The sequence below is a fragment of the Streptomyces sp. Tek67B01 genome, from assembly GCF_055231995.1.
The window spans coordinates 439,390-465,649 of the sequence record NZ_JBUYUY010000001.1 but is presented as its reverse complement, the minus strand read 5'-3'; the positions used below and the strand labels follow the sequence as shown (position 1 = coordinate 465,649).

At 69.8% G+C, this 26,260-nt stretch carries 27 protein-coding genes and 2 pseudogenes; 17 read left to right on the top strand and 12 right to left on the bottom strand.

The genetic code is table 11. The features are described from left to right. Positions 1 to 83: 83 nt before the first annotated feature. The 3 genes from ACV7NM_RS02235 to ACV7NM_RS02225 all read left to right on the top strand — a co-directional run bounded on the left by ACV7NM_RS02235 (position 84) and on the right by ACV7NM_RS02225 (position 3,047). Entirely contained in the window at positions 84 to 611 is a 528-nt protein-coding gene (locus ACV7NM_RS02235) for a SigE family RNA polymerase sigma factor (RefSeq protein WP_463408605.1), read from the top strand. Next, positions 608 to 1,450 carry a hypothetical protein gene (locus tag ACV7NM_RS02230; RefSeq protein ID WP_463408604.1) on the top strand — a complete coding sequence of 281 codons (843 nt, stop codon included), beginning with the start codon at positions 608 to 610 and terminating at the stop codon, positions 1,448 to 1,450. The genes ACV7NM_RS02235 and ACV7NM_RS02230 overlap by 4 nt, the downstream gene beginning before the upstream one ends. Before the next feature lie 229 nt (positions 1,451 to 1,679). Next, positions 1,680 to 3,047: a pectate lyase family protein gene (locus ACV7NM_RS02225; RefSeq protein WP_463408603.1), complete on the top strand. Its 1,368-nt coding sequence runs from the start codon at positions 1,680 to 1,682 to the stop codon at positions 3,045 to 3,047. A gap of 374 nt (positions 3,048 to 3,421) precedes the next feature. On the opposite strand, the gene ACV7NM_RS02220 is transcribed toward ACV7NM_RS02225, so the two are convergent. Then, positions 3,422 to 6,070 carry an RICIN domain-containing protein gene (locus ACV7NM_RS02220; RefSeq protein WP_463408602.1) on the bottom strand — a complete coding sequence of 883 codons (2,649 nt, stop codon included), beginning with the start codon at positions 6,068 to 6,070 and terminating at the stop codon, positions 3,422 to 3,424. A 511-nt stretch (positions 6,071 to 6,581) separates the two neighbouring features. On the opposite strand from ACV7NM_RS02220, the gene ACV7NM_RS02215 reads away from it, so the two are divergent. Beyond that, on the top strand, positions 6,582 to 8,063 hold the full coding sequence (locus ACV7NM_RS02215) for an RICIN domain-containing protein (protein WP_463408601.1): 1,482 nt from the start codon (positions 6,582 to 6,584) through the stop codon (positions 8,061 to 8,063). Positions 8,064 to 8,123: 60 nt separating this feature from the next. On the opposite strand, the gene ACV7NM_RS02210 is transcribed toward ACV7NM_RS02215, so the two are convergent. From ACV7NM_RS02210 to ACV7NM_RS02200, 3 genes are all read right to left on the bottom strand, one after another. Beyond that, positions 8,124 to 8,924, bottom strand: coding sequence for an inositol monophosphatase family protein (locus ACV7NM_RS02210; protein WP_463408600.1), 801 nt, complete (start codon positions 8,922 to 8,924; stop codon positions 8,124 to 8,126). 107 nt (positions 8,925 to 9,031) lie between these two features. Continuing rightward, positions 9,032 to 9,775 (bottom strand): SDR family NAD(P)-dependent oxidoreductase, encoded by a 744-nt coding sequence (locus ACV7NM_RS02205; RefSeq protein WP_463408599.1) that lies wholly within the window; start codon positions 9,773 to 9,775, stop codon positions 9,032 to 9,034. Positions 9,776 to 9,854: 79 nt separating this feature from the next. Then, a complete protein-coding gene (locus tag ACV7NM_RS02200; protein ID WP_463408598.1) occupies positions 9,855 to 11,333 on the bottom strand; it encodes an alpha/beta hydrolase family protein in 1,479 nt (492 codons plus the stop codon). Between the two features lie 227 nt (positions 11,334 to 11,560). On the opposite strand from ACV7NM_RS02200, the gene ACV7NM_RS02195 reads away from it, so the two are divergent. The 4 genes from ACV7NM_RS02195 (at position 11,561) to ACV7NM_RS02180 (ending at position 14,669) form a co-directional block, all read left to right on the top strand. Next, on the top strand, positions 11,561 to 13,315 hold the full coding sequence (locus ACV7NM_RS02195; RefSeq protein WP_463408597.1) for an alpha/beta hydrolase: 1,755 nt from the start codon (positions 11,561 to 11,563) through the stop codon (positions 13,313 to 13,315). Positions 13,316 to 13,483: 168 nt separating this feature from the next. Next, entirely contained in the window at positions 13,484 to 13,789 is a 306-nt protein-coding gene (locus tag ACV7NM_RS02190; protein WP_463408596.1) for a DUF6247 family protein, read from the top strand. Next, positions 13,786 to 14,040, top strand: a complete 255-nt coding sequence (locus tag ACV7NM_RS02185; RefSeq protein WP_463408595.1) for a hypothetical protein — start codon at positions 13,786 to 13,788, stop codon at positions 14,038 to 14,040. The genes ACV7NM_RS02190 and ACV7NM_RS02185 overlap by 4 nt, the downstream gene beginning before the upstream one ends. Positions 14,041 to 14,252: 212 nt before the next feature. After that, positions 14,253 to 14,669, top strand: coding sequence for a CBS domain-containing protein (locus tag ACV7NM_RS02180; protein WP_463408594.1), 417 nt, complete (start codon positions 14,253 to 14,255; stop codon positions 14,667 to 14,669). A gap of 487 nt (positions 14,670 to 15,156) precedes the next feature. On the opposite strand, the pseudogene ACV7NM_RS02175 reads toward ACV7NM_RS02180, so the two are convergent. Further along, positions 15,157 to 15,703, bottom strand: a pseudogene (locus tag ACV7NM_RS02175) (hypothetical protein). Positions 15,704 to 15,789: 86 nt separating this feature from the next. Here ACV7NM_RS02175 and ACV7NM_RS02170 point away from each other — a divergent pair. After that, positions 15,790 to 16,097: pseudogene (locus ACV7NM_RS02170) on the top strand (transposase); the annotation flags it as partial. A 74-nt stretch (positions 16,098 to 16,171) separates the two neighbouring features. Here the strand turns inward: ACV7NM_RS02170 and ACV7NM_RS02165 are convergent. Beyond that, entirely contained in the window at positions 16,172 to 16,594 is a 423-nt protein-coding gene (locus ACV7NM_RS02165; protein WP_463408593.1) for a MarR family winged helix-turn-helix transcriptional regulator, read from the bottom strand. A 176-nt stretch (positions 16,595 to 16,770) separates the two neighbouring features. Here ACV7NM_RS02165 and eno point away from each other — a divergent pair, with 176 nt between their 5' ends. From eno to ACV7NM_RS02140, 5 genes are all read left to right on the top strand, one after another. Further along, on the top strand, positions 16,771 to 18,078 hold the full coding sequence (gene eno / locus ACV7NM_RS02160) for a phosphopyruvate hydratase (RefSeq protein WP_463408592.1): 1,308 nt from the start codon (positions 16,771 to 16,773) through the stop codon (positions 18,076 to 18,078). 180 nt (positions 18,079 to 18,258) lie between these two features. Next, the gene (locus ACV7NM_RS02155; RefSeq protein WP_463408591.1) at positions 18,259 to 18,450 is read left to right on the top strand and encodes a hypothetical protein; all 192 of its coding nucleotides are present in this window, start codon (positions 18,259 to 18,261) and stop codon (positions 18,448 to 18,450) included. 207 nt (positions 18,451 to 18,657) lie between these two features. Next, positions 18,658 to 18,966: a hypothetical protein gene (locus ACV7NM_RS02150; protein WP_463408590.1), complete on the top strand. Its 309-nt coding sequence runs from the start codon at positions 18,658 to 18,660 to the stop codon at positions 18,964 to 18,966. Further along, positions 18,963 to 19,106, top strand: a complete 144-nt coding sequence (locus tag ACV7NM_RS02145; protein WP_463408589.1) for a hypothetical protein — start codon at positions 18,963 to 18,965, stop codon at positions 19,104 to 19,106. The genes ACV7NM_RS02150 and ACV7NM_RS02145 overlap by 4 nt, the downstream gene beginning before the upstream one ends. A gap of 201 nt (positions 19,107 to 19,307) precedes the next feature. Continuing rightward, positions 19,308 to 19,742 (top strand): barstar family protein, encoded by a 435-nt coding sequence (locus ACV7NM_RS02140; protein ID WP_463408588.1) that lies wholly within the window; start codon positions 19,308 to 19,310, stop codon positions 19,740 to 19,742. 148 nt (positions 19,743 to 19,890) lie between these two features. On the opposite strand, the gene ACV7NM_RS02135 is transcribed toward ACV7NM_RS02140, so the two are convergent. Then, entirely contained in the window at positions 19,891 to 20,220 is a 330-nt protein-coding gene (locus ACV7NM_RS02135) for a hypothetical protein (RefSeq protein ID WP_463408587.1), read from the bottom strand. Positions 20,221 to 20,302: 82 nt separating this feature from the next. Next, positions 20,303 to 20,488: a hypothetical protein gene (locus ACV7NM_RS02130; protein ID WP_463408586.1), complete on the bottom strand. Its 186-nt coding sequence runs from the start codon at positions 20,486 to 20,488 to the stop codon at positions 20,303 to 20,305. A 603-nt stretch (positions 20,489 to 21,091) separates the two neighbouring features. Here ACV7NM_RS02130 and ACV7NM_RS02125 point away from each other — a divergent pair. Beyond that, positions 21,092 to 21,496 (top strand): aggregation-promoting factor C-terminal-like domain-containing protein, encoded by a 405-nt coding sequence (locus tag ACV7NM_RS02125; protein ID WP_136215757.1) that lies wholly within the window; start codon positions 21,092 to 21,094, stop codon positions 21,494 to 21,496. 331 nt (positions 21,497 to 21,827) lie between these two features. Here the strand turns inward: ACV7NM_RS02125 and hpf are convergent, their stop codons facing one another. Then, on the bottom strand, positions 21,828 to 22,121 hold the full coding sequence (hpf, locus tag ACV7NM_RS02120) for a ribosome hibernation-promoting factor, HPF/YfiA family (protein ID WP_463408585.1): 294 nt from the start codon (positions 22,119 to 22,121) through the stop codon (positions 21,828 to 21,830). 398 nt (positions 22,122 to 22,519) lie between these two features. Here hpf and ACV7NM_RS02115 point away from each other — a divergent pair, with 398 nt between their 5' ends. Further along, a complete protein-coding gene (locus ACV7NM_RS02115; RefSeq protein ID WP_463408584.1) occupies positions 22,520 to 22,804 on the top strand; it encodes a hypothetical protein in 285 nt (94 codons plus the stop codon). Between the two features lie 110 nt (positions 22,805 to 22,914). On the opposite strand, the gene ACV7NM_RS02110 is transcribed toward ACV7NM_RS02115, so the two are convergent. Together ACV7NM_RS02110 and ACV7NM_RS02105 are read right to left on the bottom strand one after the other, a co-directional pair. Next, complete coding sequence (locus ACV7NM_RS02110; RefSeq protein WP_463408583.1) at positions 22,915 to 23,334, bottom strand: TraR/DksA family transcriptional regulator; 420 nt, start codon at positions 23,332 to 23,334, stop codon at positions 22,915 to 22,917. 326 nt (positions 23,335 to 23,660) lie between these two features. Next, positions 23,661 to 24,791 carry an NADH:flavin oxidoreductase gene (locus ACV7NM_RS02105; protein WP_463408582.1) on the bottom strand — a complete coding sequence of 377 codons (1,131 nt, stop codon included), beginning with the start codon at positions 24,789 to 24,791 and terminating at the stop codon, positions 23,661 to 23,663. A gap of 209 nt (positions 24,792 to 25,000) precedes the next feature. Here ACV7NM_RS02105 and ACV7NM_RS02100 point away from each other — a divergent pair, with 209 nt between their 5' ends. Then, positions 25,001 to 25,486: a MarR family winged helix-turn-helix transcriptional regulator gene (locus ACV7NM_RS02100; protein ID WP_463413808.1), complete on the top strand. Its 486-nt coding sequence runs from the start codon at positions 25,001 to 25,003 to the stop codon at positions 25,484 to 25,486. A 417-nt stretch (positions 25,487 to 25,903) separates the two neighbouring features. On the opposite strand, the gene ACV7NM_RS02095 is transcribed toward ACV7NM_RS02100, so the two are convergent. Beyond that, the gene (locus tag ACV7NM_RS02095; protein ID WP_463408581.1) at positions 25,904 to 26,191 is read right to left on the bottom strand and encodes a hypothetical protein; all 288 of its coding nucleotides are present in this window, start codon (positions 26,189 to 26,191) and stop codon (positions 25,904 to 25,906) included. Positions 26,192 to 26,260: the final 69 nt, after the last annotated feature.

Sequence of the window (26,260 nt, the reverse complement as noted above, 5' to 3'; positions counted from 1 at the left end):
CCGAACGACCGTCGAACGGGCTGCTACGCTCCCGCACCCGCCCGGGAACGCCCCACATCGCACCGAGAGGCCGCACCGAGGCCATGACCACCGATGAGGCGTCCGATGACTTCCACGACTTCTTCGAACGCCACCACGCAGAACTCTCCCGCCTCGCCTACATGCTGACCGGCGAGGCCGACGCCGCCGACGACCTCGCCGCCGACGCGATGGTCGCGCTCTGGCACCGCTGGGACCGGGTCCGCCGCGCCGACTCCCCGGCCGCCTATGCCCGCGGGGTCGTGGCCAACCTCGCCCGCAGCCGGATCCGGAGCACGGTGCGCGAGAGACGGCGCGTACTGCTGTTCTGGTCGCACCGCCCGGAACGTACCGACGGGCCGGACGTGGCCGCCGTCATGGACGTACGCGCCGCACTGGACCGGCTGCCGTTCCGCAAGCGCGCCTGCGTCGTCCTGCGGTACGCGTTCGACCTCTCGGAGAAGGACACCGCGCACGTGCTCGGCATATCAGTGGGTACGGTCAAGAGCCAGACCTCCAAGGGGACGGCGGAACTGCAGCGGCTGCTCGGTGCCGGGGCCGCAGGCGAACTGGTGGGGAGCAAGAACCGATGACGGACGGACTTCGCCACCTGCTGCGCGGGAGCGCCGAGACCCACCGGCCCGACCGGGCCCGCATGCTGGCCCGGGTGGAGCGCGGCACGACCCGACCACAGCCGCCCGGCCGCCCACACGACCGCGAACGTGGCGGGGCCCTGCCCTGGCCGAAGGTCATCCTCGCGACCCTGGCCACCACCGGCGCCCTGGCGGTGGGCGGCTTCGCGGTCGTCGCCGTCGTCCGCGCCCCCGAGGCGCCGCGGACCACGATCGCCACCGACGCCGGCACCCCCACCCCCGCACCGCCCTCCCCGGCCGGGACTCCCTCCGCCGCGCCGCCGTCCACCCCCGCCGCGCCCGACTCCAGCCGGACCCCCGCGGGGCCCACCACCGGCGGCCCGTCCCCTTCCGGCTCCGCGCCGACCGGCCCTCGCCCGACGCCATCCGCAGCCGGCGCCCGCACGTCGGACGGTCCGCTGTGGGCCGACGGCTCCGTCGACCCCCACAGCAACGTCTACTGGGCGCAGAGCAACGTCACCCTCAAGACGCGCAGCGCGCTCTCGGCTCTCACCGTCGAACTGCGGATCGCCCTGGGAGGCGGGGTGAAGACCACCGGCAGCTGGCTGACCCGCCCCGCCGCCGACTTCGACGTCTCCGTCCACGAGGAGGGCCGCTTCCTGGTCTACCGATGGACCCTCAAGCCCGGAAAGACGGTCCCGGCCGGCCAGCACGTCTTCGCCGGTCAGTACGATCACGCCCCCGGCGGACGCGACGCCAAGGACGACGGCTACCGCGCCGAGGCCACCACCCCTGCCGGCAAGGCCGCGGTCTGGGGTGATTTCGCGCGCACCAGCTGAATGGTCCTTCACGGACGTACCGGCTGGAGTCGCGTGGAATCCGCGCGCCGAGGCATGTGTGTGAGACGCCATGCGTGATGTGCCGGCACCGACCCGTCCAGTGACACCCCAAGGGCCAGGCGCAAGATGACGCGGCCTCGACCCAGGTCGGCGGCAACGGGCGGCAACCTATCGCGCTGCGGCGGCAACTGAGCACTGACAGTCCGCCTCACCGAAGGATCGACATCACGTGTCTGCTTCATCGCACCGCCGCTCGCCCGCCCCGAAACGCCTGGCCCTGGTCGGCGCCGCCTCCCTCGTGGCCGCCGGTCTCGCCGTCGTGCCGCTGACCATGAGCGCGGGCGCCGCCACCGTCGACCTCGCGCACGCGGTGCTGCCCGCCAACGACGGCTGGGCTGCCAGTGGCTCGGGCACCACTGGCGGACACGCCGCCGACGCGGCGCATACCTTCACCGTCTCGACCCGCGCCGAGCTGGCCAAAGCCCTCAAGGCCGGCCCCGAGGGGACCCCGAGGATCATCCGGATCAAAGGTGCGATCGACATGAACACCGACGATTCCGGCAAGCCCCTCACCTGTGCCGACTACGCAGCCGGCACGGGCTACTCGCTGAACTCGTACCTGAAGGCCTACGACCCGGCCACCTGGGGCCGCTCCAAGCTGCCCTCAGGCGCACAGGAATCGGCGCGTGCCGCCGCACAAGCCCGGCAGGCCGCACGCGTCGTCCTGAACGTTCCCTCCACGACCACGATCGTCGGCGTGCCCGGCTCCGGCGCGGGGATCGTCGGCGGCAGCCTCCAGGTGAGTACCGCGGACAACGTCATCATCCGCAATCTCAGCTTCAGCGACACCCGTGACTGCTCCCCCCAGTGGGATCCGACAGACGGATCCACCGGCAACTGGAACTCCCAGTACGACGCGGTCTCCGTGCGCCGCTCCACCCACGTCTGGGCCGACCACAACACGTTCGGCGACGGCCCGCACTACGACAGCTCGAACCCCTCCTACTTCGGCCGCGAGTACCAGGTCCACGACGGCGCCCTGGACATCACCAACGCCTCCGACCTCGTGACCGTCGAGTACAACCGGTTCACCAATCACGACAAGACCATGCTCATCGGCAGCAGCGACAAGGACACCAAGCTTCGGGTGACGCTCCATCACAATCTCTTCCAAGGGATCGTCCAGCGCGCCCCGCTCGCCCGGGTCGGCCAGATCCACCTGTACGACAACTACTACGAAACGGCGACGCTCAACGGCTACGCCCACAGTTACAGCATCAACTCGCGCGCCGACGCGCAGGTCGTCGCCCAGAACAACTACTGGGTTCTTTCCGACGGCCGGAAGGCCTCGCAACTGCTCAGCGGGGACGGCACCGGCGCGGTGGCGGGCAGCGGCAACCTGGTCAACGGCACGGTGACCGACCTCGTCGGCGCGTACAACGCCGAGCACTCCGGCAAGAAGATCGAGGCGGCCGTGAACTGGACGCCGAAGCTGAACGCGGGCCTGGAGCCGGCGAGCGCTCTGCCCGCCAAGCTCACCAAGACGACGGGGGCGGGCGTACTGACCGCGACGGGCGCGACCACCGCCGGCCGATAGCGGCACGACGATCCCTCGGCCCGCCCCGAGAAGGACGAGACGTCAGGCGGCCCCCGTCGGTGCGGGCCGTATCCACCTCATGAAACGCACAGTGATGTCAGATCTAAGAACGGCCTCGCGCCTGACGGCGTCCAAGCGACCGGACGCCCGCCGGCGTGGGATCGTCGAGCCCGGCGGGGGTCTGGTCGTCGCGGCCGAGCTGCGTGGGTGCGGGGCCACGGGCACTCGTTGACGATTCGGACCGTGCCGCCCGGCCCTTGATGGGCGGCGCGGACGCAGGTGCGCTCAGCGTGCCTTGTGCTCAGGAGCATGACGGCCAGGCACGGCGGGCCGGTTCCTCCCGGAACCGGCCCGCCGTCCACGGACCGGCTCGGTCAGGAAGGGTCGCCGTACACCACGCCACGGCCGTACGCGCCCAGGTACACCCTGCCGTACACGTCGGGGTCGCCGCTGATGACGTTGACGGCGAGTCCGCCGAACTGGTGCTGGTCGTCGTTGATCCGGACCCAGCCCGAGCCGCCGTCGGTGGAACGGAACAGCCCGGTGACGCCCTTCACCTTCCCGCTGAGGTAGAGCGCTTGGTATCCGGCGCCCGGGGCCGGCTTGCCGAACCCGATGGCGCTCGCCTGCTCCACGCCGCCGAGCTTGACGAAACTCGCCCCGCCGTTGGTGGAGTGCCGCAGGCCGTTGCCTCCACCGGCGATCCACAGGTCACCGGCGATGCCGGGCGTCGCCTTGAGCTGTCCGTCACCCAGGCCGGTGGCGCGGGCGCTGAAGTGCCTGGCGCCGTCGTTGCTCGCGTAGAGGGTGCCGCCGCTGAGGGCGTAGAAGGCGTTCGCCGCCGAACGGTCGGCGACCACGACCGCGTCCTTGGGCAGACCGGAGGCCGCGGTCCAGGCCGAGCCGCGGCTGGTCGAGTAGTACGGAACCTGGCCCGCGGGGGTCCACACCACGGTGGCGCCGTCCGCCGAGACAGCCCCGGAGCCGCCGCCCGCGTCGCTCACCGGCGACGCGGCGAACGGTACCCAGTCGGCCCCGCCGTTGGCCGAATAGGCGCCGTGCTGCGCGCCGCCGAGCCCCACCCGTACTACGAACCGCGGCTTCGACTGGGCGAAATCGATACCGGTGGTGTTGCTGAACAAGGGGTCGGAGAGCGCCTTGGAGGGGACCTTCGTCAGATCCTCGTGCCGGAAGCCGCTCACATCGCCGAGCGCACTGATCAAGGGAAGACCGGGAGGCTTGATCAGTCCGAGCGTCGCGGTCTCCTCCAGGCCCTTGGCCGGGATGGTCCAGTGCGTCGCCCGGCCCCCGTCCGCCGCGGTCACGTCGTTGCTGCCCCACATCCCCGACCCCGTGCCGTACAGCACGTGCCCGGAATCGAAGGGGTCGACGGCCAGGGCGCCCATCCAGTGACCGATGCCGGTACCCACGTAGGGCGCCGCGGAGCTGTCCCGCACCGAGGTCGCGCCGAGCGCCTTCCAGGAGGCGCCGCCGTCGGTCGACCGGTAGACCTCGTCCGAGGGCCACCAACGGTCCAGCGTGGTGACCATGACCGTGGACGGGTGCCGGGGATCGACCGCCAGGCCGGCGAACCCGTAACTGCCGCTGGACGGTGAGACGTTCGTCCAGCCCCCGGTGGACGGCGTGTACTTCCACACCGAACCGGCCGTCACCCCGTTGGGGCCCGGCGCGTTGGTGTACGTCACGTACAGGGAGCCGTCGCCGGACAGCACACCGTGCTGCGGCAACTGCCCCGTGGGCCGGCCGGGCACGGCCTGCCAGGTGCTGCCGCCGTCGGTTGAGCGGTAGAGGGAGGTGGTCTTGTCGGCCACCCCGACGTAGATGGTCCGGCTGCCGGACGGCCCGAAGGTCACGAAGGACAGGCCGACGCCGCTGCTCGCACCGTCCTTGACGGGGAAAGCGGCGACCTGGCTCCAGGTCACGCCGTAGTCGGTGCTGCGCCAAAGCCCGTTCTTACGGGTGCCCAGGTAGAGCGTGCCGTGCTGGGAGGGGTCCACGACCAGGCGCTCGCCCATGGACCGGCCGTCCTCGTTGCCGCCCAGTTTGAACGGCAGGTCGGTGCGCTGGAACGTCCTGCCCTCATCGGTGGAGCGCAGGATCGCGCCGTTGGCCGCCCAGCCGTTGGTGTAGGTGCCGCTCGCGAGGTACAGGCGGTTCGGGTCGACCGGGTCGGTCGCCAGGCTCTCGATCCCCAGCAGGTTCCAGTCGGCTCCGCCGATCCAGTCGGTCAAGGAGGTCCACTGGGCGGCGCTCGCGTCCCAGCGGTACGCGCCGCCGATGTCGGTCCGGGCGTACAGCAGGTCCTTGCGGGAGGGGTTGAAGACCAGCCCGGTGACGAACCCGCCGCCGACGATCTGGGCGTTGTGCCAGGCGTACCCGCCGGAGCCGGCCGCCTTCACCAGCCTCCACCGCTGGTTGCTGCCGCCGTGGTCGGCGTACTGGATGAGCGGCGCCCCCTCGGCGCCGGAGCCGCCCAGCACGTCCAACACCATGCCGCTGCTCCGGGAGACGAACTTCACCGCGGAGTCGCCGGCGTCCCTCATCTTCCATTGCTGCGCGGCGGAACCACGGTCCGTCTGCTGCTCTACGGCGGCGGCAGGGTCCTTGGACGCACCCCGCACTCCGAGGACCTTGTGGCTGCCGCGGTTCTCCAGCTCGTAGTAGCCGTTCCCTGCCGGGATCAGCCGCCACTGCTGATTCGCGGCACCCGTGACGCGGCTTGCCTGCCGTATCCGCGCGCCGTCCGACGTGTCCGCTCCGGGCGCGTCCAGCAGCTTGTCGCTGCGTACGGAGACCAACTCGTAGTAGGCACCGGGATCCACCGTGGCGGCCTGCGAGTCGACTTGCACGAAGAGCAGATAGGGGCCGAGGACACCGGACACACCGAGCGAAAGGCCCAGTACCGTGCGTCGCCGACGATGACGCCCCCGAGGACGCTGCGGGTCACCGGTCGGGCCGGAGCGTCGGCCGCGGCCCTCCACCGTGGGGTCGGTCTCGTTCATGGGGCTACTCCTCGCTTCGGCCCTGCCCGGAACGACCCGCTCGGGTCGGCCGCGCACGGCGGTGTGTGGGGGCGGGATCGCAACGACCGCGTGCGTGCGAACGCGGACGTCAGCACCCAGGGGTCGCCGGTAAGTTGCCGCCGGTGCGGGGAAGGTTGCCGTTGACTGACGTCCGCGCACCGTCACCGCCGCCGGGTGATCCTCGCGTGACGCGGCAACCTTTTCGGCCGTCGGCGACCACTGGGTGTGGTCCGGGCAGATGGTCCGGTCGGACGCAGTGGTGAAAGAGAGCACAGACATGCCCCTTGAGCGAGACAGACATGTCCCTCGCCCACTCTCTTCATCGGTGGCGTCCCGCGCCGGGGGCCGCCGTGCCGGCGGTCATCCCCGCGGTAGTCGCCCGAGGCATCGTGGCCGTCGGTTGTTCGCGCGCCGGGGTTTCTGGGCGGCCGTCGTCATGGCCGTCGTGGCCGGCTCCGCTGTTGTGGTCAGCAGTGCCTCAGCGGGAACCGTGGACCCGAAGACGTGGTACGTGCTGGTCAACCGTGACAGCGGCAAGGCGCTGGATGACCGCGCCTATGCCACGAACGACGGTGCGGCGGTGGTGCAGTGGGCGCGTACCGGCGGCGCCAACCAGCAGTTCAAACTGGCGCAGTCTTCGGACGGCTACGTGCGCTTGATCAATCGCTTCAGTGGCATGGCCGTCGAGGTCCACAACGCCGCCAAGGCCGGCGGGGGCGACATCGTCCAGGACCGCGACCGTGGCGGCGCCAACCAGCAGTGGCAACTCGTCCCGGCCAGGAGCGTCGGCAACGCCGGCACTCCCACCGCGACGGCCGGCAGTGTTCCCACAAGCCGTTCGAGCGGCCCCCGTCCGTCGTCGACCTCGTCTCCTGCGGCCGGTGGCGGCAGCTCGACGACACGGTTCATGGGGAGCAACACGGTGCTCATCGGCGGCTCGATGGCCGACGCCTCGGCGACCGCCGCGCCGTTCGACGTGCGGTACGCCTATGTGCACAGCCGGCCCGCGCCCTCGTCTGCCTACTATTCGGCGACGCTCTGCCAGGAAGCGTGGACGAGCTGGTGGGGCTGCTGGTCCGGCAGCACCACGGCGCCCGGCGCTTACGTGACCTGGTCAGACGCCCATGTGGCCCAGGCGACCTACAAGGGCAGCCCGCGTCCGCAGAAGTCCTTCTGGACTTGGTACTCATTGCGCGATCTCGGGGATCTGGCAGGCTCGGGCGGCGGCCCGGGCGAGGTCAAGGCCATCAACAGGGTCGACCTACTCACCCGGTACATAAACGACTACCGTTTCTTCCTCCAGAAGATCGGCAATTCGCACGACATGATCGACCTTGAGCCTGACTTTTGGGGCTACGTCCGGTCGCTCGGGAACCCGCACCAGGTTGCCGCGCAGGTGTCGGGCGCGAATCCGACGGATTGCGGATCGCAGGAAAACAGCGCTGCCGGACTCACCCGCTGCATGATCGCGATGGCGCGCAAATACGCGCCGAGCACCACCGTGGGGATGCGCCTTTCCTGCTGGGACTGGCAGAGCAACACACAAGGATGCGCCAAGGACTACGCGAACCTCGGGGCACAGAACGCCGACTTCCTGGTCGCCGATGTCTCGGACCGGGATGCAGGCTGGTACGCACAGCCGGCCCACGGCGGCCAGGACAACTTCTGGACCGACCACAAGGCCGCCGCGGCGCTGGGATTTTACAAGGCGATGGCCGAGTCCGTTGGCAAGCCGGTGGTCTTGTGGCAGATCCCGGTGGGCAACATGGCTCAGAACAACACCCTCAACCATTACAAGGACGACAAGGTGGATTGGTTTTTCGCGCACATGGACCAAGTGGCGAAGGCGCACATCGCCGGCCTGTTGTTCGGCGCGGGGCAGGAGGAACAGACTTCGATCGAGACCGACGGCGCAAACCTGATCAACAAGACGATCGCCTACCACAACTCGGGTGGGACGGCGCTCAAGTAGGTCGAGATACGCGGCGGTTCGGCCGTCTTCTTGACGATGGGGTCGGGTTCGTCCTCTTCGCTAGCCTCGGCTGCCGCCGATCAACGACATCAGCAGGTCGTGGGTTTCGGCGTCGGCGGCCGCGACGAGTCCGCGGCCGGCCTCTCCGACCGGTGCGCCGTCGATCCCGGTGACCACACAGCCGGCGGCCCGGCACAGGGCGATACCGGCGGCGAAGTGGACGCTCCCGGACAGGTCGCCGCCATCGGTGACGTACGCGGCACGCTTGCCGGCGGCGACCCAGGCCAGAGCGAGCGTCGTGGACACCACGCGCGGCCGGAACCGGCCCACGAACCCGGGGTGGGCCAGCAGGTCGACCGCCCGCAGGCGGGGCGCGCTCGGGAACGGCGGATCGAGGTTGACGTCCACCAGCCGGGTGGCGGACGTGGGCGCCGGCTGCGTGTCCACCCCGTCGCGTCGCACCGTGGCCGTCTCGCCGTCGGTGAAGAACACCTCGCCGCTGAACGGGTCGGCCACCGCCGCGGCCCCGCCTCGCAGCGCCACGTTCACGGCCACCAGCATGTTGCCGACGGCGTAGTTCAGCGTGCCGCACAGCGGATCCACCAGCCACTGGCGCGCGGCCTCGGCGGCGCCCTGCTCGCCGCCCTCCTCGCCGAGTACCGCGTCATCGGGTCGGGCGGCCCGGATCACGTCGAGGATCGCCTTCTCCGCCTCGACGTCGGCGACGGTGGCGAAGTCGCCGGCGCCCTTGTCGACGCGGGCCAGCCGCCGGCCGTACAAACTGCGCACCACCTCCGCTCCGGCGCCTGCCGCGGCTATCGCGACTCCGGTGTCGTCATGGCTCGTGTATGAGTGGATCACGCGGTGCAGCGTAGCGGCGCGTCGCGCGTCGGGGCACCGCGGATTCCGGTCCCGACACCGGGGTGCGACCACCACGCTCCCTTGGCCACAGCACCGGGCCGGACCGCTCACAGGCAGACGCCCGTTTCATGCGCCAGCGCCTCCAGGAGGCGGTCTTGGAACCCGTGGTCGTGGACCGCCGCGTGTGGTTCCCGCCGCTGACGGTGATACCAGTATCCGCCACTCGTCAGGGCCTGGGGATCGTCGCTCGACGCCAGCCACTCCTGTGTCCGATGGCCCAGTTCGAGGTCGTCCGGGGCGTTCGGGCCTCCCATCTTCGTCGGCACCCAGCCCGGGTCCACGGCGTTGCTCAGCACCTCGGGGCGCAGGCGGGACACCGCGGCGGCGAGCGCCGTGACGAACAGTTTGCTGTCCGCGTACGAGCCCGGGTGCTCGCCGCCCCAGTCGATGCCGGCCAGTGAGGAGTGGGGGTGGCCGCCGAAATGCGAGCCACTGCTCAGGTACACCAGCCGTCGCGGTGCACGCAGCAGGGCCGTGAGCAGGTACGGCGCGATGATGTTGACCGGCATGACCGGCCGGCCGCTCCACACGCCGGCGTTGTGGATGACCGCGTGGAGGGGCCGTGCGTCGTCCAGCTCCGCGGCGATGCGCCGTACGGCTTCGCGGTCGGTGAAGTCGCCGACCACGAGCCCCGCCCCCTGCTCCAGCAGTGGTCCGAGGCCGGCAGCGCGTTCCTGATTGCGGGCGTGCACCACCACCTCGTGTCCCGCTGACAGCAGCGAACGCGCTGCGGCGAGTCCAAGGCCGTCGGCGGAACCGGTCACCAGAATCCGGCGGGGCGTGTCGGTCACGGAGTCTCCTCACGGAGGCAGGAAGTGTCATTACGTGCGGCGTAACTCCACGAAGTTGACGATCGCCCGGCCGGAAGCGTCACGTGCCCGCAATGGTTTTCTGGAGCCAGTCGAAGACGACCTCACAGTGAAGTTGCGGGGCCATCGGCGAGCAGTGGAGCTGCGCGCCCTCCGCTGCGGTCAGCTTCAGATAGTCCTTGGGCGAGGTGAGCATGTCGTACAGTCGGCGCGGCTGGCCCGGGTAGAACTGCTCGTCGTCGTAGTCCAGGACCAGTGTGGGGGCCTTGATGCGGCTGACGACGGAGGTGATCGAGAGCGCCTGGACGCGGGTGGCGGGCGTGTAGAAGTCGGTGAACAGCTTGCCTTGGCGCGCGTCGAGCATGGCCGGTACGGAGAAGGGCTCGAAGCGCTTCTTCATGACGGCGGCGGCATCGGCAGGCAGTTCGGGAACGACCTCCTTGTTCCAGATGTCGTTCGTCTTCTCCTTGTCGGGGGTGAGGATCTGCCGGATCTCCGGTGGGAAGCCGAGCCACGGCTCGACACAGCCGGGCATGGCGACGAGTGCCGCGATCCTGTTGTCGAAGGCCGCGGCCCGGGGCGCGAGGTCTCCCGCCATGCTCAGGCCGGTCAGGGCGATCTTGCGAGGGTCCACGTCGGGCCGGGCGGACAGCCAATCGATCAGGGGGCTCACCACCTTCTCCCAGGTGGGGGTGAACACCACCCGGTCGACGAAGAGCAACTGGCCCTGCCCCGGCCCGTCGTAGACGAGGGCGTTCCAGCCACGTTCGAGAGCGGCGGGCACACCGTAGGTCCACATGTCGACGTTCTGGCCGTCGCTGCCGTTGGTCAGGATCACCGTCGGGCGCGGCGTGTTCGACTCGTCAGGACGGAAGAACCACACCGGAAGAGGTGTCGTGCCGTAGGGGACGGTGGCCTTGACCGCGGCGGGCTCACACAGGTCGCAAAAGGCGTCCCAGGCGGCGCGCCCGGATCTGTACAGCTTCTCCTCGCTGCCCGGGTCGTCGGATCCAAGGACGAAGAACAGCGCCTGGCCGTAGTACTGGGCGGCACGCAGGGCGCGGAACCGCTTGGTCTGGCTGTCGGCCGGCGCGCCGGGAGGCGCCTTGAGTAGCTGGTCGCCGAGCTTGCGGAAGGTGTCGACGTAGCTCTGCGCGGAGAGGCCGGCGCCGTTGATGGCGTTCACGGCGGTGAGCACCTCACCGACCTCGCTGCTGCCGGCGCCGGCGGCCCCGAGGGCGAGGAGGCCGTTGAAGTTGTACGCCGGATCCTTGAAGAGCGTCATGGCACCGGGGGTGGCGCCGTTCGTGGCGCCGCCGGGTGAGGCGGAGCCGCCGGCAGAGGGCGCGGCCGCGGCGGACACACCGGCCGGAGCGCAGCCTGCGGCGAGTCCGGCTCCCACCCCGACTCCGGCGACAAGCAGGGCCCGGCGTGTGGTGCCATTGCCGGTGGCACCGGGCCCGAAGGCGGCTCCCGCCTCTGCCTCGGCTTCGGTCTCCGCTGCGAGCGATGAACCAGGGGCGTTCGGTATGGCTGTCATGTCTGCAGAAGCTAGCCCGGCCCCGGTACGACGACATCTCGGCTGGTCCGAACGGCTCAACCCGGCTCGGAGCTTCCTCAAGGGGGGAGGGGAAGCCAGGACGCACATGAACAGTGCCTGAACCCGTTCGGACGCGCGCCGGTTGCCCGGCGAACCGGCCGCCGATGTCATGACACACGAGGCCCGCGCCCTGCGTATGCCGGTCTCCCACAGCTAAGGGGTCGGCGATGCGAACGACCGGAGGGCGCACGAGCGGTACGTCGCTGTCGTTGCGCGGCGCTGCGGCCCTGCTGGCGGGGTACCTGCTCGCTCTGGTGTCGGCTGCCGGGCCCGCATGGGCCGGGGGACCGGGCAGCGGCGACGCCGACGCAGACGTCGTACTGCGCTGGCGGCCGTGCCTGCGAGCGGCGCAGGCGGGCTTCGAGTGCGCGGTGGCCAAGGTGCCCCTCGACCACGCCGCCCCCGCGGGCCGGATGATCGACCTGGCGGTGATCCGTCACAGGGCGGCAGGCCGTGGTCACGCCGCCGGGTCGCTGTTCTTCAACCCCGGCGGCCCAGGCGGCCCCGGCACCCTCGGACTGCCCGAGCTGTACCGCAAGTTCCCCCCGGAGTTGAAGGACCGCTACGACATCGTCAGCTGGGACCCGCGCGGTGTCGGCCAGAGCACAGCGGCTCGCTGTTTCGACACCGCCGCGCAGGCCACCTCCTGGCACGAGAAGCTCCCACCCTTCCCGGTCGGAGGGCGAGAACAGCGGGCGTACACCGCCGCGTACGCCGACTTGGCGCAACGGTGCGAGCGGCGGGACCCCGAGCTCCTGCGCCACATCTCGACCGCCGACACCGCCCGCGATCTGGATCTGCTGCGCCGGGCGGTGGGCGAGGACCGGCTGCGCTACTGGGGCATCTCGTACGGCACCCTCCTCGGCGCGACCTACGCGAACCTGTTCCCCGACCGTGTCGGGCGGCTCGTCCTCGACGGGAATGTCGACCCTCAGGCATGGGTGAATCACGGGTCGGACGCCGAGCCCGGGCGGAACACGTTCCTGCGCCTCGGCTCGCACCTCGGCTCCGCCGCCACGCTCGGGCAGTTCCTCGATCTCTGCGGCCGGGCGCCGATGTCCCGCTGCCCCTTCTCCGCCGGCAGTCCGGCTTCCACCCGGGCCAAGTACGACACACTGCTGGCGCGCCTTGCCAAGCGGCCGATCGGGAGCTGGACGTACGCCCGCGCCGTGAGCGAGGTCCGGGGCGGCCTCTACACCGTGCACCCGGGCTGGAGCGGAACCGCCGCGACCCTGCAGTCGCTGTGGCAGGGCCGGACGCCGGCGGAGCCGCTGGAGCTGGCCGGGGCCGCTCGCTACCCCGGCTTCGAGCAGTCGCCGGCGGTCCTGTGCGCCGAGAGCCCCAACCCCGCGTCGCCCGAGCGGTACGCGGTACTGGAGCAGCAGGCGGTGAAGGAGTCCGGCGCGCTCGCCCGGTGGTGGGTATGGGCGAACGAGCCCTGTGCCGTGTGGCCGGCCCGGGCCGCCGACCCGTACACGGGCCCCTGGAACCGGATCACCGCGCACCCGGTGCTGGTGGTCAACTCGGTGTACGACCCGTCCACCCCTTATCGCGCCGGGCAGGCGATGGCCGCGGAACTCGCCCGGGCCAGGCTGCTGACGCTCGACGGCTACGGGCACACCGCGCTCGACAACCCGAGCGCGTGTGTGAAGCACCATGTGGTCCGGTACATGACCACCGGCGCGCTGCCCCCGGAAGGAGCGCGCTGCGGGCAGGACACGCCGCCGTTCTCCGAGCCGGGGACGCCGTCGCCGGTCAGCGCGTGGGTCCGTCCCGACGATGCGTACGGACCCCAGGCGCTACGGCGCGCCCTGCTGTCGCGTCCGCCGGGTCTCGCGCCGGTGCGGTCCGGCTGGACCCGTGCGGCTGACGGACGGAACACCGCGCCCGAACGGCGGACCGATACCGCCGGGACGCACTGATCCCTCCACCTCGTCCACGCACGCAGGCCGCCGCAGACTTCCTTTCACGAGACCCCGCCGATCCGGCTCTCCGCCACCCGATCCGGCAGCACGAAGGACAACACACGATCCCCCATGGAGCGTTACCAGGCCCGGTACCGTGGTCGGGAGACACACTTGGAGGAGCCCATGAGCGCCCAGCCCGAATACGCGCCCGCACCACCCCCGGCCCCCGCTCCCACCGCGGCCGCGGAGCTCCTGGCCCGGGTCCGGGAGACGCCCCGGGCCGCACAGTGGGTGCCGGCGTTCGAGCGGGACTGGACCCAGGCGCTGGAAGACTCTCGGCACAGCTACAGCCTCACCCCGCTCCACCAGGTCGTCCGCGCCTGGAAGGGCCGCCTGGCGGCAGCCTCGGCGGTCGATGCTTTCATCGCCTCCGGGCTGGACGACTCCGACGGAGTCGAGTTGGCGGACGTTCTCGGGGCACGTCCGTGAGCGCATGGCCTGCCCGGCTCTCCCCTCAGGCAGCGAAGGTGCTCACCGCGCTCCCTGACCACGCTGTGGAGATGGTCCGCGATGTCCTGGACCTCGCCTCCCGTGACCCTTGGTCATTCGCGGCCTTCGACAGCCGTGACCCTGAAGGCGAGGACATACGGTCTGCCTCCGTCGGGCAGCTGACGGCCGTCTATTTCATCAACCGGCCCAGCGGCCGCCTGTACGTCATCGACATCGTCTGGCTCGGCTGACGTCCGCGGACGACCAGCGCCGGCGCCGGGCGGGTGTGGACGAGACGCGCGGAGCCCACCCGGTTCGTTGGTCAATGGGTGAGGATCATGCACTACGGGGTGGTTGTTCGGTGGTGCGTCGTTACGCGTTCGCCGGTCGGGGCACATCTGGTGCGTCCTGGCGGCGCCGCTCGGAGGGCGGGGCCGCATCCGTTGATGGAAGGAGTGCTGTGGTGACGACGGCTCGCGAGATCATGACCGAGGGCGCCGAGTGCATCGGTGCCGAGGAGACGGTGCTGGAGGCGGCGAAGAAGATGACGCGGATGGGCGTCGGCGCGCTGCCCATCTGTGGGACGGACGACAAGCTCAAGGGGATGCTCACCGACCGTGACATCGTGGTCAAGGTTCTCGGCGTCGGCAAGGACCCGGGTCAGGTGAAGGCCGGTGACCTCGCGCAGGGCGAGGCCGTCACGATCGGCGCCGACGACGACGCCGAGGAGATCCTGCGCACGATGACCTCGCACAAGGTGCGCCGGCTTCCGGTGATCGACGGGCACCGCCTGGTGGGCATCGTCGCCCAGGCCGATGTCGCCCGCGCGCTGCCCGACCCCAAGGTCGGCGACCTCCTCCAGGCGCTGTCCAGCGACTGACCTCGAAACTCCCTGGTTCGAGTCTCGCCTCTCGCGTGATGCTCCGGCCGGCGACCTACGTCGACACGTGCCGGAGCCGGCGGCCTGCCCCGGGACCCCTCGGCTCCGGGCCCGGGCCCAGGTCCCGGTTCGGGGCTGCGCCACCGGCGGTCTGTGCCTGCCGCGTCGGGCCATCGCGCCATCGGGCCATCGCGCCATCGGGCCGTCACGCCTTGGCCGCTGCCGCCAGGACGGACGCCGCGGCGCGGGCGCGATGGGCCGGTTCGGGACCGGGGGCGACGGCGGCCACCGCTGTCGCCCCCTCGACCAAAAGCAGCAACTGGTCGGCCAGCTCCGGCCGGTCCCGGCCGGCAGCTCCGCGAGGAGGGACCGCAGGTCCGCCTTGTGGCGGCGTACGACATCCAGAACACCGGCGGGGCCGGACTAGGGCGTTTCTTTCGGAGCATCCGATCTCTGATCTGCGAGTACGCCCAGTCCCGGCCGGATGTCACCGGCGCCGACCGAGAAGGGCAGCCTGCTCCTTCTTGAGTCGCGCGAAGCGCGTGGTGGTGTACTCCTTCAGCTCCGGCCCCGGGAACTGGATGACGGACTTGTATTCGCCGAACTCACCACATGCCCAGCGCGCTGCAGTGATCTCGTAGCCGGAGACATGAGCGCACAGTTCGAGCAGGACAGGCGGCACCTCCTCCTCGATGAGAAGGTCGGCCTTGGTGACGACCACGTCGCGCATCTTCTGGATGTTGGGCAGGAAGACAGTCGTGGCCCAGGTGCGACACTCGGCGAGCTCCTCCTCGGTGGGGGGGAACGTCGTGGTCGAAGGGATGTACCCCATCAGGGCGGGCGTACCTCTCGCAAAATCCCTCATAGGCGCGAGTGTTGGCCTCCATGAGTGCGAAGAGTGGGCCTTAGAAGTCGCTCAACTGCTGGTTCACTCGGGTGAGCCGGGACTGTCGCTGCGCGAGCCTCAGCCCATTGACGTACGTCGCCAGGTAACCGGCGAAGGCCAGACCGACTGTCAAGATCACTGTCCCCATGAGAAGGATGGTAGGCCCGCTTCTTTCAGATCATCTGATCGTTGGTCTCGTTGTGCCGTTGACTGACGCGCAGTGGGCGCGGATTGGTCCTGGCCGACAAGGCGTACTCGTCACGCGCCGTCCGCGAGCACCTGCGCAGGCGCGGTATCCGGGCGGTGATCCCTGTTCCGGCGGACCAGCGGGGCCACAGGCTGCGCCGAGGCAGCTGCCGAGGCAGCTGGGGTGGCAGGCCACCAGCCTTTGACCGCGAGACCTACAAGCGGCGCAACACGGTCGAGCGATGCATCAACCGCTTAAAGCAGTGGCGCGGCATCGCCACCCGCTACGAGAAGACGGCGACTAGCTACCTGGCAGGCTACATGTTGCGGGCATCTTCCTTTGGTCCGCCCGGTGATCCAAACGAAACCGCCTAGCCCGGATCCGAGGCATGGGGGGGAATGCGCCGGGCGAACACCGCCCCTCGGGGCGCTAGCGGCAGGCGAGCCGCTCCAGCAGGGCGGCGCTCCGTGCCAGCAACAGCCGCTCCTCATCCGTGAGTTCGGCCTCGATGGCCTGGGCGAGCCATCCCACCCTGCGCCGGCGCTCCGCCTCCAGCGCGGCCCGGCCCGCGTCCGACAGTTCGACCAGCGACTTGCGGCCGTCGGTGGGGTGCGCCCGGCGGGTGATCAGGTTCTGTTCCATGAGCAGCCCCACCGCCCGGGCCATCGACTGCGGGCGTACGCGCTGATCGGCAGCTAGGTCGCTGGTGGTCATGGCTCCGTCGCGATCGAGTGCGCCGAGCACAGCGACCTGACCCAGCGGGATGCGGTCCTCGTGTTTGACGCGTCGAGTGAGCTTGCCCATCGCGGTGCGCAGTTCGGCGGCGATGGCGGCGGCTTCCGGCGTGGGCATAGGGCACTCTAACCCGCTGGCCGGCGTTGCTGTGCGCCTGACCTGCACAGCAATGCTGCACAGCGATTCTGTACAGCAAAACTGGACAGTATTGCTGTAGGGTTTGGTGCTGTCGGGCCATGCGCCAGTGTTGTCGCAGCGGAAGCCACGGCACACGACAACGGGAAGGAACTCCCATGTCCGCAAAGGCAGTCGGAACCGTCGACGCCGCCATCGAGACCGTCATCGCCCGCCGGATCATCGACAGCCGCGGCAACCCGACGGTCGAGGTCGACGTCGTCCTGTCGGACGGCTCCCTGGGGCGCGCGGCTGTCCCCTCCGGCGCCTCCACCGGTGCCCGGGAAGCCGTGGAACTGCGCGACGCGGACTCCGCCCGCTGGCACGGCAAGGGCGTCGACCGGGCGGTGGCCCACGTCAACGGCGAGATCGCGGCGTCCGTGCGCGGCCGGGACGCGACGGACCAGGCGGGTCTCGACGCCACGTTGGTCGCCCTCGACGGCACCGCCACGAAGTCCCGGCTCGGCGCCAACGCGATCCTCGGCGTCTCGCTCGCCGCCGCAAAGGCCGCCGCGGCGGCACACCGCAGTCCCCTCTACCGTTACCTCGGCGGCGCCGATGCCCACCTCCTGCCGCTGCCGATGATGAACATCGTCAACGGCGGTGCCCACGCCGACAATCCGCTGGACTTCCAGGAGTTCATGATCGTACCCGTGGGCGCCGACACCTTCGCCGAAGCCGTCCGCATGGGCAGCGAGGTCTTCCATACCCTGCGCCGCGATCTGCTGGCCTCCGGGCACTCGACGGGCGTCGGCGACGAGGGTGGCTTCGCGCCCGCGCTGCGTACCGCTGAGGAGGCGCTCGACTTCGTCATGACCGCCATCGAGCGCACCGGCTACCGCCCCGGCACCGACATCGGCCTGATCATGGACCCGGCGTCGTCCGAGTTCTTCCGCGACGGGGTGTACGACTACGCGGGCGAGGGGGTGCGCCGCACTCCCTCCGAGCACGCGGACTACTTGACCAAGCTCATCGACGCCTACCCGATCGTCTCCATCGAGGACCCGATGGCGGAGAACGACCTGGACGGCTGGCGCGAGCTGACCGCCCGCGTCGGCGACCGCTGTCAGCTCACCGGCGACGACGTGTTCTGCACCAACGAGACCCTGCTGCGCGAGGGCATCCGCACCGGCGTCGGCAACTCGGTCCTGATCAAGGTCAATCAGATCGGGACACTGACCGAGGCGCTCGCCGCGGTGACCACCGCACACCAGGCGGGCTGGACGGCTGTCATGTCGCACCGCTCGGGCGAGACGGAGGACACCACCATCGCGGATCTGGCGGTGGCGACCGGCTGTGGTCAGATCAAGACCGGCTCGCTCTCCCGTTCCGACCGCACGGCGAAGTACAACCAACTGATCCGGATCGAAGAGGAGTTGGGCGACTCGGCGCGCTTCGCGGGCCGCTCCGCACTGCGTCGGGCGTGAACATCAGGCAAAGGTGGTAACCCGCGGCCCTCAGGTCGATCGGGGGCCTCTTCCCGCTCTACCATGCCGTGCCAGTGCCGGATGGGCGGGATGAACGACGGAGGGCCTCCCACGGGGCCCGCTGAAAGGGCGGTCAGATCACACCCGCCGGCTGAGGTTGTCGTTGATGATGGCCTTGTGATGACTCGCATCAACGCCCTGATCTCGGCCGGCGGCTTGCTCATCAGCATGATGCTGCTCGGCGTTGCCAATCGCCAGTTCCGTTCGGAGGCATCGGCTCTGTGGATCGTGGCTGGAGCCGCGATATTCCTCGTCGCCCTGTACACGCTCGTACGGGATGTGAGACGGCTGCGCACCGGGCAGGCAGGCTGACAGCACAGCGGCCCCTGCCCCTGGCCCCGCCGGGCCCTGGCGCTCCTCACGCGCTACCGCTGAAGATCGCGATCCAGCCGGTCTGATTGAAGTACGAAGATCCACAGCCCCAATCAGATGCGCTCGGAGTGTCCGTGGTGTGGCATCAGGGGGATCGGGCGGAGTGTGAAAGCGGGGGGTCGTGGTCTGAGCTGTCAGCGTATGAGGGTGAGCGAATCAGGTGAGGAGTCCGCCGCGCCGTCGGATGAGCAGGTCGTCGAACGGCTCGTGCCGGTGTGGCTGCGGGAGGCGGAGTCGCATGATTCCCCCGCGTCCCGCGAAGCCGCGAAGGACTGGGAACACCGGTGCCTGTCGGCCGAAGCAGCCTTGGAGTTGGCCGATTGGGTGACGGCCCGTGTCACCGAGACGGCGTTCAACGAGGAGGAGGGTCCGAGTCGCACTGGTCCCACCCGTATCAGCGTCTCGGACAAGTCGGCTGTCCATCGTTGGCTCGCCGCCCAGGGCCACCGCCTGTGAACATTGGCCGGCTGGCCGACGAGGCCATACCCGGCTCCGTAGGGTTCGTCACCTCGCGGCCCGACTTCGTCGAGTTGTCCGCGGTGCGCTGGCGCCTCGCCGCTGCCGAGAGCAACGAATCGCCTGCCGGCGGTCGGTGACGACTCGAACGATCAGGGGCAGTGTCGTGTCGTCCAGACTGGCGACAAGTCGTGCATGTAGCGGGGCTGCTCCTTTGCAAGCGGTGTCTACCGTGCCGTGGCATTGACAACCGAACCGCTGGGCTCCCGGCCGCGAGCCGCTCGTACGTTGATCAGCGGGCGCGCTCCGGACCGGGAGGACCTGCCGCTACGGTTCTGCGCATGGTGATCACTAGAGGGCTGCATGAGGTTTCCGGCGCGGACATTCCCGGGATAGTCGATGAGGCCGCCCGTCAGGAGGTTCCCGTGTTCACACTCTCCACCGCCGGGCGGACCGACAAGGAGGCGTTCTTCGGGGCGGTGCGGGAGACACTTGTCTTGGACCCGCCGCTCGGGACCTTCGGGATGGTTTGGGACGCCCTCTCGGATTCGATCTGGGGCGGGCTCCATGAGCTCAAGGCTTCCCGCGTGGTTATCGTGTGGCCCGACGCCCGGCCCGTCGAGGGCGCCGAGGGTGATTTCTGGATCGCGCTCGACATCCTCGGCGACGTGGTCGCCGGCCTCGCCGAAGCCCGATACACCGGCGGAAGGCCGACCCAGGTCTCGGTATACATCGCCCCGGCCCCGAGCGGTGGGGAAACAGCGTTGGGGCCATGAGATACCGGTCCTCCTCCACCGCAGGTCAGGTGTGTGCAAGCCAGGCTGGCGCGCGTCGACCTGGGTTGACTGCGTTGAGTCCGCACGAGCTTTGTCTGCCACGCTTGCAGGGGCTGTCTTGATGGCCGCGTGCTCCTTCGCCTTCGTGTCACGGGGTGACGCGCCGGTCCTCGACTATCCAGTCGTCACCCAGTTCGCGGCAGAGAGCGTCCACTGCGGCGTCCGTCTGCTGCCTGAACAGGTTCTGTTGCTCCCGGGTCCACGGTGACGGGGCGGATGGGTACTCCCAGTCGATGGACGACTGGTACCACCGGCAGAGTCTTTCCAGCTCGGTCCGCGTGGCTGTGCTGATGGGCAGGCGTTCCAGTTCGCAGGGGGAGCCGTAGGGGCTGTCGATGTCCGGATCGTTTTTGGGGCCGGGCCACAGCGGGGTGTGCGGAACGCCGGCCTCGAAGAAGAATCGCAGGTGATAGGGCATGCGGCTCTCTACTCATGTCCTGTTGTGACGGGTGGGGTGGCGGTTCGCGCGCGGCTCATCCCACGCGAGCGCCCGGCTTCAGCTATCGGGTGGCCTTCCTCCGCCCGCGCCACCACTGGTAACCCTCCCCGAGGGCGATGGCGCCAAGGAGCACGTAGATGGTCGACTTCGCCCAGGTCGGCAGATGACCGAGCAAGACCCGTATGAACACCACGACGCCGTACGCGGCGTCCCACTTCGAAGCCAGCATCTGACCGGTCCCGCTCACGCCCCCGCGCCCCCTCGCTCCACATCACCGCAGGCGGGAAAGCCTAACGTGAGGCGAGCGCCCGCCATCCGGCGGCTCCGGCGGCCCATACAGCCGTCAGGGCTCCCCGGTGCGGTCGCTCGCCTGCTCGACCTGGCACACCGCTTGTGCACGAGCAGGTAGAGGACGCCGACCAATATGCCCCCGTCGCGGCCGAGCCCCCGCACCTCACGCGGCCGGCCTCGCTTCGATTTCCATCACTGAATGGGTCGCATGGTCACTTACGGTGAGATTGGGGGGCTCCGGTGGTGACTCGCCCCATAGGACCCGCGTCACATACGAACGTGGCTAGTAACTCACAAAGGTGCGAGTCGGTGCGCCGAGACCGGGCTGACCTGCGCGGACCTAGGTCAAAGCAGTGAGTGGTCGCCAGGCCCAGCTATGAAAGTGCCTAGTAGCAGAGGTCGTTGCCAGGGCCGCGAGGGCCTGGCTAACTGGTTGATGTCGCCGGGCGGCACGGGTGCTTCACCCGCCGCCCACGAACCCCTCTCCCTCGCGTGAGTGGCTCACGCATGTCCTCGGCATGCACCGCGACCGCCCTTGTCCCCTTCGGAAGGTTCGTCCGTGTCCAACGCAGTCATCCGTCGCATCGCCGCTTCGAAGAAGACCCTCGCCGGCAGCATCGTCGCCCTGGGCGTCGCCGGTTCCATGCTCGCCACGGTCCCCGCTCAGGCGGCCCCGACGAGCGCCAAGGCGATCGCGCACCAGATGATCAAGGACCCGGCCCAGTTCGCCGCCTTCGACAAGATCATCTCCCACGAGAGTGGCTGGGACCACACCGCCACGAACGCCTCTTCCGGCGCGTACGGCCTGGTCCAGGCCCTGCCGGGGTCGAAGATGGCCTCTGCCGGTTCCGACTGGAAGACGAACCCGGCCACTCAGATCAAGTGGGGCCTGGACTACATGAACTCCCGCTACGGCAGCCCCGTGGGCGCCTGGAACTTCTGGCAGGCCAACCACTGGTACTAAGCCACCAGCGGGTAGACATGCGAAGACGCTCGGCCGGGACCCCGGCCGAGCGTCTTCGCATGTCCGTGATGGAGGGGCTGTGCGGAGTGTCGGAGCACGGGCTTGATCTGCGGCCGCGTGGGTTCGTCACCGACCGCGATCACATGCGGGCCGCAGCCCTGAGGCCGACGCTCCGCTCCCAGCACCGACGGTCATCGAGGATCGTCACCGTTTCTGGCCAGTGCGCCTCGGCACCAGATGGCATCGGCGACTTCCGGCGCGCACTCCGTGCCGCCGGCAGAGAGTCGAGCGTCCACAGTGCATCGCGCCGCTGATGCGCAGGCGGGCGTTATTACTGGGGGCGTCCGTGCTGCCTCTGCTTGTGCCTCTTGAGCTGGGCGGAGAGCTTGTTGACGAGTTGGTCGACGGCCGTGCGCATGTCGGAGGCTGTTGCGGTGATGGTGGTGAGGTCTTGGCCGTTCACCTGGAGGGTGCCCGTGGCGGACTGCTTCGAGCCGTCGGTCTTCAGGGCCACGCGAGCGCTGGTGGTGTCGGTGCCCTGTCCGAGCGTGGCCAGCTTTTCGCTGACGAGACCGCGGAGTGCGTCGGTGATCTCGACGTTGTCTCCGTGCAGCGTGTGGTTCATGGTTTGCCCTCTCGGTTGCCTGACAGATCCGCGCTGGTCAGGCTAGGTGCTATCAAGCATGGACGTGGGCGCGGCAGCGCCTTGGCAGTTTAGTGGTTCACTACGCGCCGGATTCTTCCGCGGCTGGGCACGGGCGCCCCTGACAAGCGACTGCCGGCATATCGCCGGCCAACGAGGTCCGTGCGCCCGCCTGCGCGCGCAGTGGTGGCAAACTCCGGCCGGGCGGTCCATGGAAGCCACCGTTCGCATGACCAAGGGGGGCCCTTCCGGTGGTTGCCGGGTGTCTCGCGAGGCAATCACGTATCGCCGGGGTAGGACACCGACTCAATGCCAACCCCAACGCGAACGCCGGCGGCGACGGCGACGGCGACGCCGAAAACTGTTGAAGGAGATCGACCATGTACGTAGCAGTCCGGCGATATGAAGGGGTGACCGACCCGGCCGAAGCGGGACGCCTCGTCAAAGAGGGCTTCGTGCCGCTCATGCGCCAGGTCCCCGGATTCGTGGCCTACTACTGGGTCGATGCCGGAAACGGGGTGATGCTTTCGACCAGCGTCTTCCAGGACCGTGCCGGCGCCGAAGAGTCCATCGAGCGGGCGGCGGACTTCGTGCGCGACAAGCTGGCTGCCCTTCTCCCTCAACCTCCCCAGGTCATGGCCGGTGAGGTCGTAGCCTCCGCATAGCCGTGTCCAGGGCGCGCACCAGCTCCGGCGCGGGGTCTGGACACGGCTATGCGGTCGCTGCATCGGGCCGGGCAGGGCGCCGGATACCGGCAGGCGTCAGGCATCCGACGTCACGCGGGGCGCGGCGCTCTGCGCGGGTCTGACCCGGCGCAGCGCACACAGGTGGTGGCCGCCGGACGGATCTCCAGACGCTCGGGCGGAATACTCCCGCCGCAAACCTCGCACTGTCCGTACTGTCCCCGTTCGAGTCGTTCCAGTGCTTGGTCCAGTTCCTTCAGGTGCTCGCGTGCCCGTGCCATCAGGGCGGCCACATGGGCTCGCTCGAAGGCGGTGCTGCCACCCTCGGGGTCGTGCTCGTCGTCGACCGCGACCAAGGCGTTAGCCGCGACGATCCCGTCGAAATCACGGCTCAGCGCGGCCGCCCGCGCGAGGGTGTCGGCGCGGTCGGCCGCCAGGCGTGCGCGGGCCGTCGCAACGGTGGACGGGCCGCACACGTCGTGTCCGTACGCGTACGGGGATGCATCGGCCATAAGAGGCACAACGCGAGCCGCCGGGTCTGCGATTCCCCCAGCCGCCGGCACCGCCCGCGCGAGGTCGCACGGAACCGTGCCGAGGAGGTGTGCCGGATCGGCTTGTGGCGGCGATTTCCACCTTCGCGGAGGCGTCGGGCATCGACCGGTCCCAGATTCGCGAACCCGAGGCCACCGGCTTCGTCCGGTGAGGACTGCCGTACGGACCGGAACACGAACGCCCCGTGACGTCGGCGCATTGACGTCGCGGGGCGTTCGCGGACCGGCCGTCCGAATGGCCGCCGGCTTCCGATAAGCCGAACCGGGCACCGACTACCAGCTACTGGTTACCGGCTGAGCGACTTGAGCGCCGCCGCGTCGTACGGCTTCAGCTCGTCGAAACGGTTGCCGAGGACCTTCGCCGCCCACTGCGGGTCCTGGAGCAGCGCCCGGCCGACGGCGACCATGTCGAACTCGTCGCGTTCCATGCGGTCCAGGAGGTTGTCGATGTCGCCGAGGGCCGCACCCTCGCCGGCGAAGGAGCGGATGAAGTCGCCGTCGAGGCCGACCGAGCCGACGGTGATGGTCGGCCGGCCCGTGAGCTTCTTGGTCCATCCCGCCAGGTTCAGGTCCGAGCCCTCGAACTCCGGGAGCCAGTAGCGCCGGGTGGAGGCGTGGAACGCGTCGACGCCCGCCGTCGTCAGCGGGGCCAGGATCGCCTCCAGTTCCTCAGGGGTCTGCGCGAGCCGGGCGTCGTAGGCCTCCTGCTTCCACTGCGAGTAGCGGAAGATCACCGGGAAGTCGGCCGAGACGCGCTCGCGGACCGCTGCCACGATCTCCGCGGCGAACTTCGTACGGGCCACCGCGTCGCCGCCGTACGCGTCGGTGCGGCGGTTGGTCCGCTCCCACAGGAACTGGTCGAGCAAGTAGCCGTGGGCACCGTGCAGTTCGACGCCGTCGAAGCCGATCCGCTCGGCCTCCGCGGCGGCGTCGGCGAACGCGCCGATGACGTCGTCGAGGTCGGCGCGGGTCATCGCCTTGCCGGTCCCCTCGGTGCCGTCGACGCGGATGCCGGAGGGGCCGACGGCGGGCGCGTCGGCGTACGGTGCCTCGCCCTGATTGCGCACCATGCCTATGTGCCAGAGCTGAGGCACGATCGTGCCGCCCGCCTCGTGCACGGCGGCGGCGACCTTCGCCCACCCCGCCAGCTGGTCCTCGCCGTGGAACCGCGGCACCCGGTCGCTCTGCCCGGCGGACTCGTGACCGACGTAGGTGCCCTCGGTGACGATCAAGCCCACACCCGCGGCGGCCCGGCTGGCGTAATACGCCTGCACGTCCTCGCCGGGCACGCCGCCCGGGGAAAACATCCGCGTCATCGGAGCCATCGCGATGCGGTTGGGGACGGTCAGGCCGTTCAGCGTGACGGGCCGGGACAGGATCTCGGCCGCGCGGGAGGCGGTGGACGTGGTGACGGTCATGCGGGTCCTCCGGATTGAGGCTGTGGCTCGTCGAGGTGACAACCAGGAGTGCATAGTACACACACTATGTATCATGCATATTGTGGCCGGTCCTCGCGGAGCCGTCCGTGGGCCGCCCCTGCAAAAGGCCCACCGGTCCACTGGTCCGCGATAATGGAGCGCCGGAGGGAGTGGGAGGCGTAGTGCTGGAGAAACTGGAGCGGGAGCTGATGCTGCTCTCGCGGCACCAAGTGCTGGCCCGGCGCGAGCGCGACGCCGAACGCCTGGAGCGGTCGGCGTACCTGCTGCTCAGCCGAATCGACACCCAAGGCCCCATGTCCATAGGGCAGTTGGCGGAGGCTTTCGGGCTCGACACCTCGACCGTGAACCGCCAGACGGCCGCATTGCTGCGCTGTGGACTGGCCGAGCGCGTCGCGGACCCGGACGGCGGCATGGCCCGCAAGCTGCGCATCACCGCCGAAGGCGCGCGCCGGCTCGCCGGAGACCGTGAGATCAACCGGTCCTGCCTGGCGCGGGTGGTCGCCGACTGGTCCCCTGAGGAGATCCGGGAGCTGGAGGACGTCTTGGTCCGGCTCAACCGCAGCGCCGAGGCCCTCGAAGGGCGGTACTGGCCGCGCACGGAGGAGGGCGACGCCCGCGCCGCCTGCCACCCGCCGGTCCCGCAGGAATCCGGACTCGATCGTCGCGGCGGCTGATTCCGGCGTGGCCCGGACCGTCGCCGGGCGGGCCGCTCGCAGGCGGTGGTGGCCGCCGGTGGCCCGAGCGAGGGCATCCAGTATGGAAGGCGCTCGCGAATGCGCCGGCCCGTGCGTGCCTTGGTTCGGGGGACGCGTTTGGGGTCGGAGGTCTCGGCCACCTCGAACTGGCAGGCGCCACGCGTGGCCGCCGGCTCGGGGTGGCTACGGCGCCGGGCAGGCCGGGCCGGAACGGGCGGAGGCTATGCGTCCCGGAGATCGTCGGGAACAAGGTCGGCAGACGCGTCTTGGAGTTCGCCTATGGCTGTGGCCACTTGAGCGGCTTGCGTCATTTGGATTCCCGTCGACTGCTCTGAACGACGAAGGGGCCAGATCAGAGGGTGCTCCTCCACCTGGCCCTCAGTCGGTCGTGCGGCCTCAATGATGGACCGCTGTGCAGGTGACCGTGGTCTTGCCGTCTGCTGACTTGACTACGTACTTGCTTCCGGCGAGACCGCCGAGGTCGAACCGTCCCGACTTGTCGGTGGAGACCGAGCCCGAGGCGGAGCCGGAGTAGGTCACCTTCGTGCCGGCGGGGAATCCTTGCCCCCACAGATGGTACTTACCGGCTGAGTCCACCTCGACGTTGCACTTCGCGGCGGCGGGGGCCGCGGTGGTCGAGGCGTGGGCGGCGAGGGTCGGGCCCACCGCGAGAGCGGGGGCCATCAAAAGCGTGAGTGCTGCAAGACGACGTGTCCGGTTCATCATTCAACCTGCCTTGGGGGCTGAGGGTGC

What these genes read in the sequence shown, in the direction of transcription:
- ACV7NM_RS02235 (WP_463408605.1), top strand. Translation starts at nt 84, where the DNA reads ATGACCACCGATGAGGCGTCCGATGACTTCCACGACTTCTTCGAACGC.
- ACV7NM_RS02230 (WP_463408604.1), top strand. Translation starts at nt 608, where the DNA reads ATGACGGACGGACTTCGCCACCTGCTGCGCGGGAGCGCCGAGACCCAC.
- ACV7NM_RS02220 (WP_463408602.1), bottom strand. Translation starts at nt 6,070, where the DNA reads ATGAACGAGACCGACCCCACGGTGGAGGGCCGCGGCCGACGCTCCGGC.
- ACV7NM_RS02200 (WP_463408598.1), bottom strand. Translation starts at nt 11,333, where the DNA reads ATGACAGCCATACCGAACGCCCCTGGTTCATCGCTCGCAGCGGAGACC.
- ACV7NM_RS02195 (WP_463408597.1), top strand. Translation starts at nt 11,561, where the DNA reads ATGCGAACGACCGGAGGGCGCACGAGCGGTACGTCGCTGTCGTTGCGC.
- ACV7NM_RS02190 (WP_463408596.1), top strand. Translation starts at nt 13,484, where the DNA reads ATGAGCGCCCAGCCCGAATACGCGCCCGCACCACCCCCGGCCCCCGCT.
- ACV7NM_RS02165 (WP_463408593.1), bottom strand. Translation starts at nt 16,594, where the DNA reads ATGCCCACGCCGGAAGCCGCCGCCATCGCCGCCGAACTGCGCACCGCG.
- eno (WP_463408592.1), top strand. Translation starts at nt 16,771, where the DNA reads ATGTCCGCAAAGGCAGTCGGAACCGTCGACGCCGCCATCGAGACCGTC.
- ACV7NM_RS02155 (WP_463408591.1), top strand. Translation starts at nt 18,259, where the DNA reads ATGACTCGCATCAACGCCCTGATCTCGGCCGGCGGCTTGCTCATCAGC.
- ACV7NM_RS02140 (WP_463408588.1), top strand. Translation starts at nt 19,308, where the DNA reads ATGGTGATCACTAGAGGGCTGCATGAGGTTTCCGGCGCGGACATTCCC.
- ACV7NM_RS02135 (WP_463408587.1), bottom strand. Translation starts at nt 20,220, where the DNA reads ATGCCCTATCACCTGCGATTCTTCTTCGAGGCCGGCGTTCCGCACACC.
- hpf (WP_463408585.1), bottom strand. Translation starts at nt 22,121, where the DNA reads ATGAACCACACGCTGCACGGAGACAACGTCGAGATCACCGACGCACTC.
- ACV7NM_RS02115 (WP_463408584.1), top strand. Translation starts at nt 22,520, where the DNA reads ATGTACGTAGCAGTCCGGCGATATGAAGGGGTGACCGACCCGGCCGAA.
- ACV7NM_RS02110 (WP_463408583.1), bottom strand. Translation starts at nt 23,334, where the DNA reads ATGGCCGATGCATCCCCGTACGCGTACGGACACGACGTGTGCGGCCCG.
- ACV7NM_RS02105 (WP_463408582.1), bottom strand. Translation starts at nt 24,791, where the DNA reads ATGACCGTCACCACGTCCACCGCCTCCCGCGCGGCCGAGATCCTGTCC.
- ACV7NM_RS02100 (WP_463413808.1), top strand. Translation starts at nt 25,001, where the DNA reads ATGCTGCTCTCGCGGCACCAAGTGCTGGCCCGGCGCGAGCGCGACGCC.
- ACV7NM_RS02095 (WP_463408581.1), bottom strand. Translation starts at nt 26,191, where the DNA reads ATGGCCCCCGCTCTCGCGGTGGGCCCGACCCTCGCCGCCCACGCCTCG.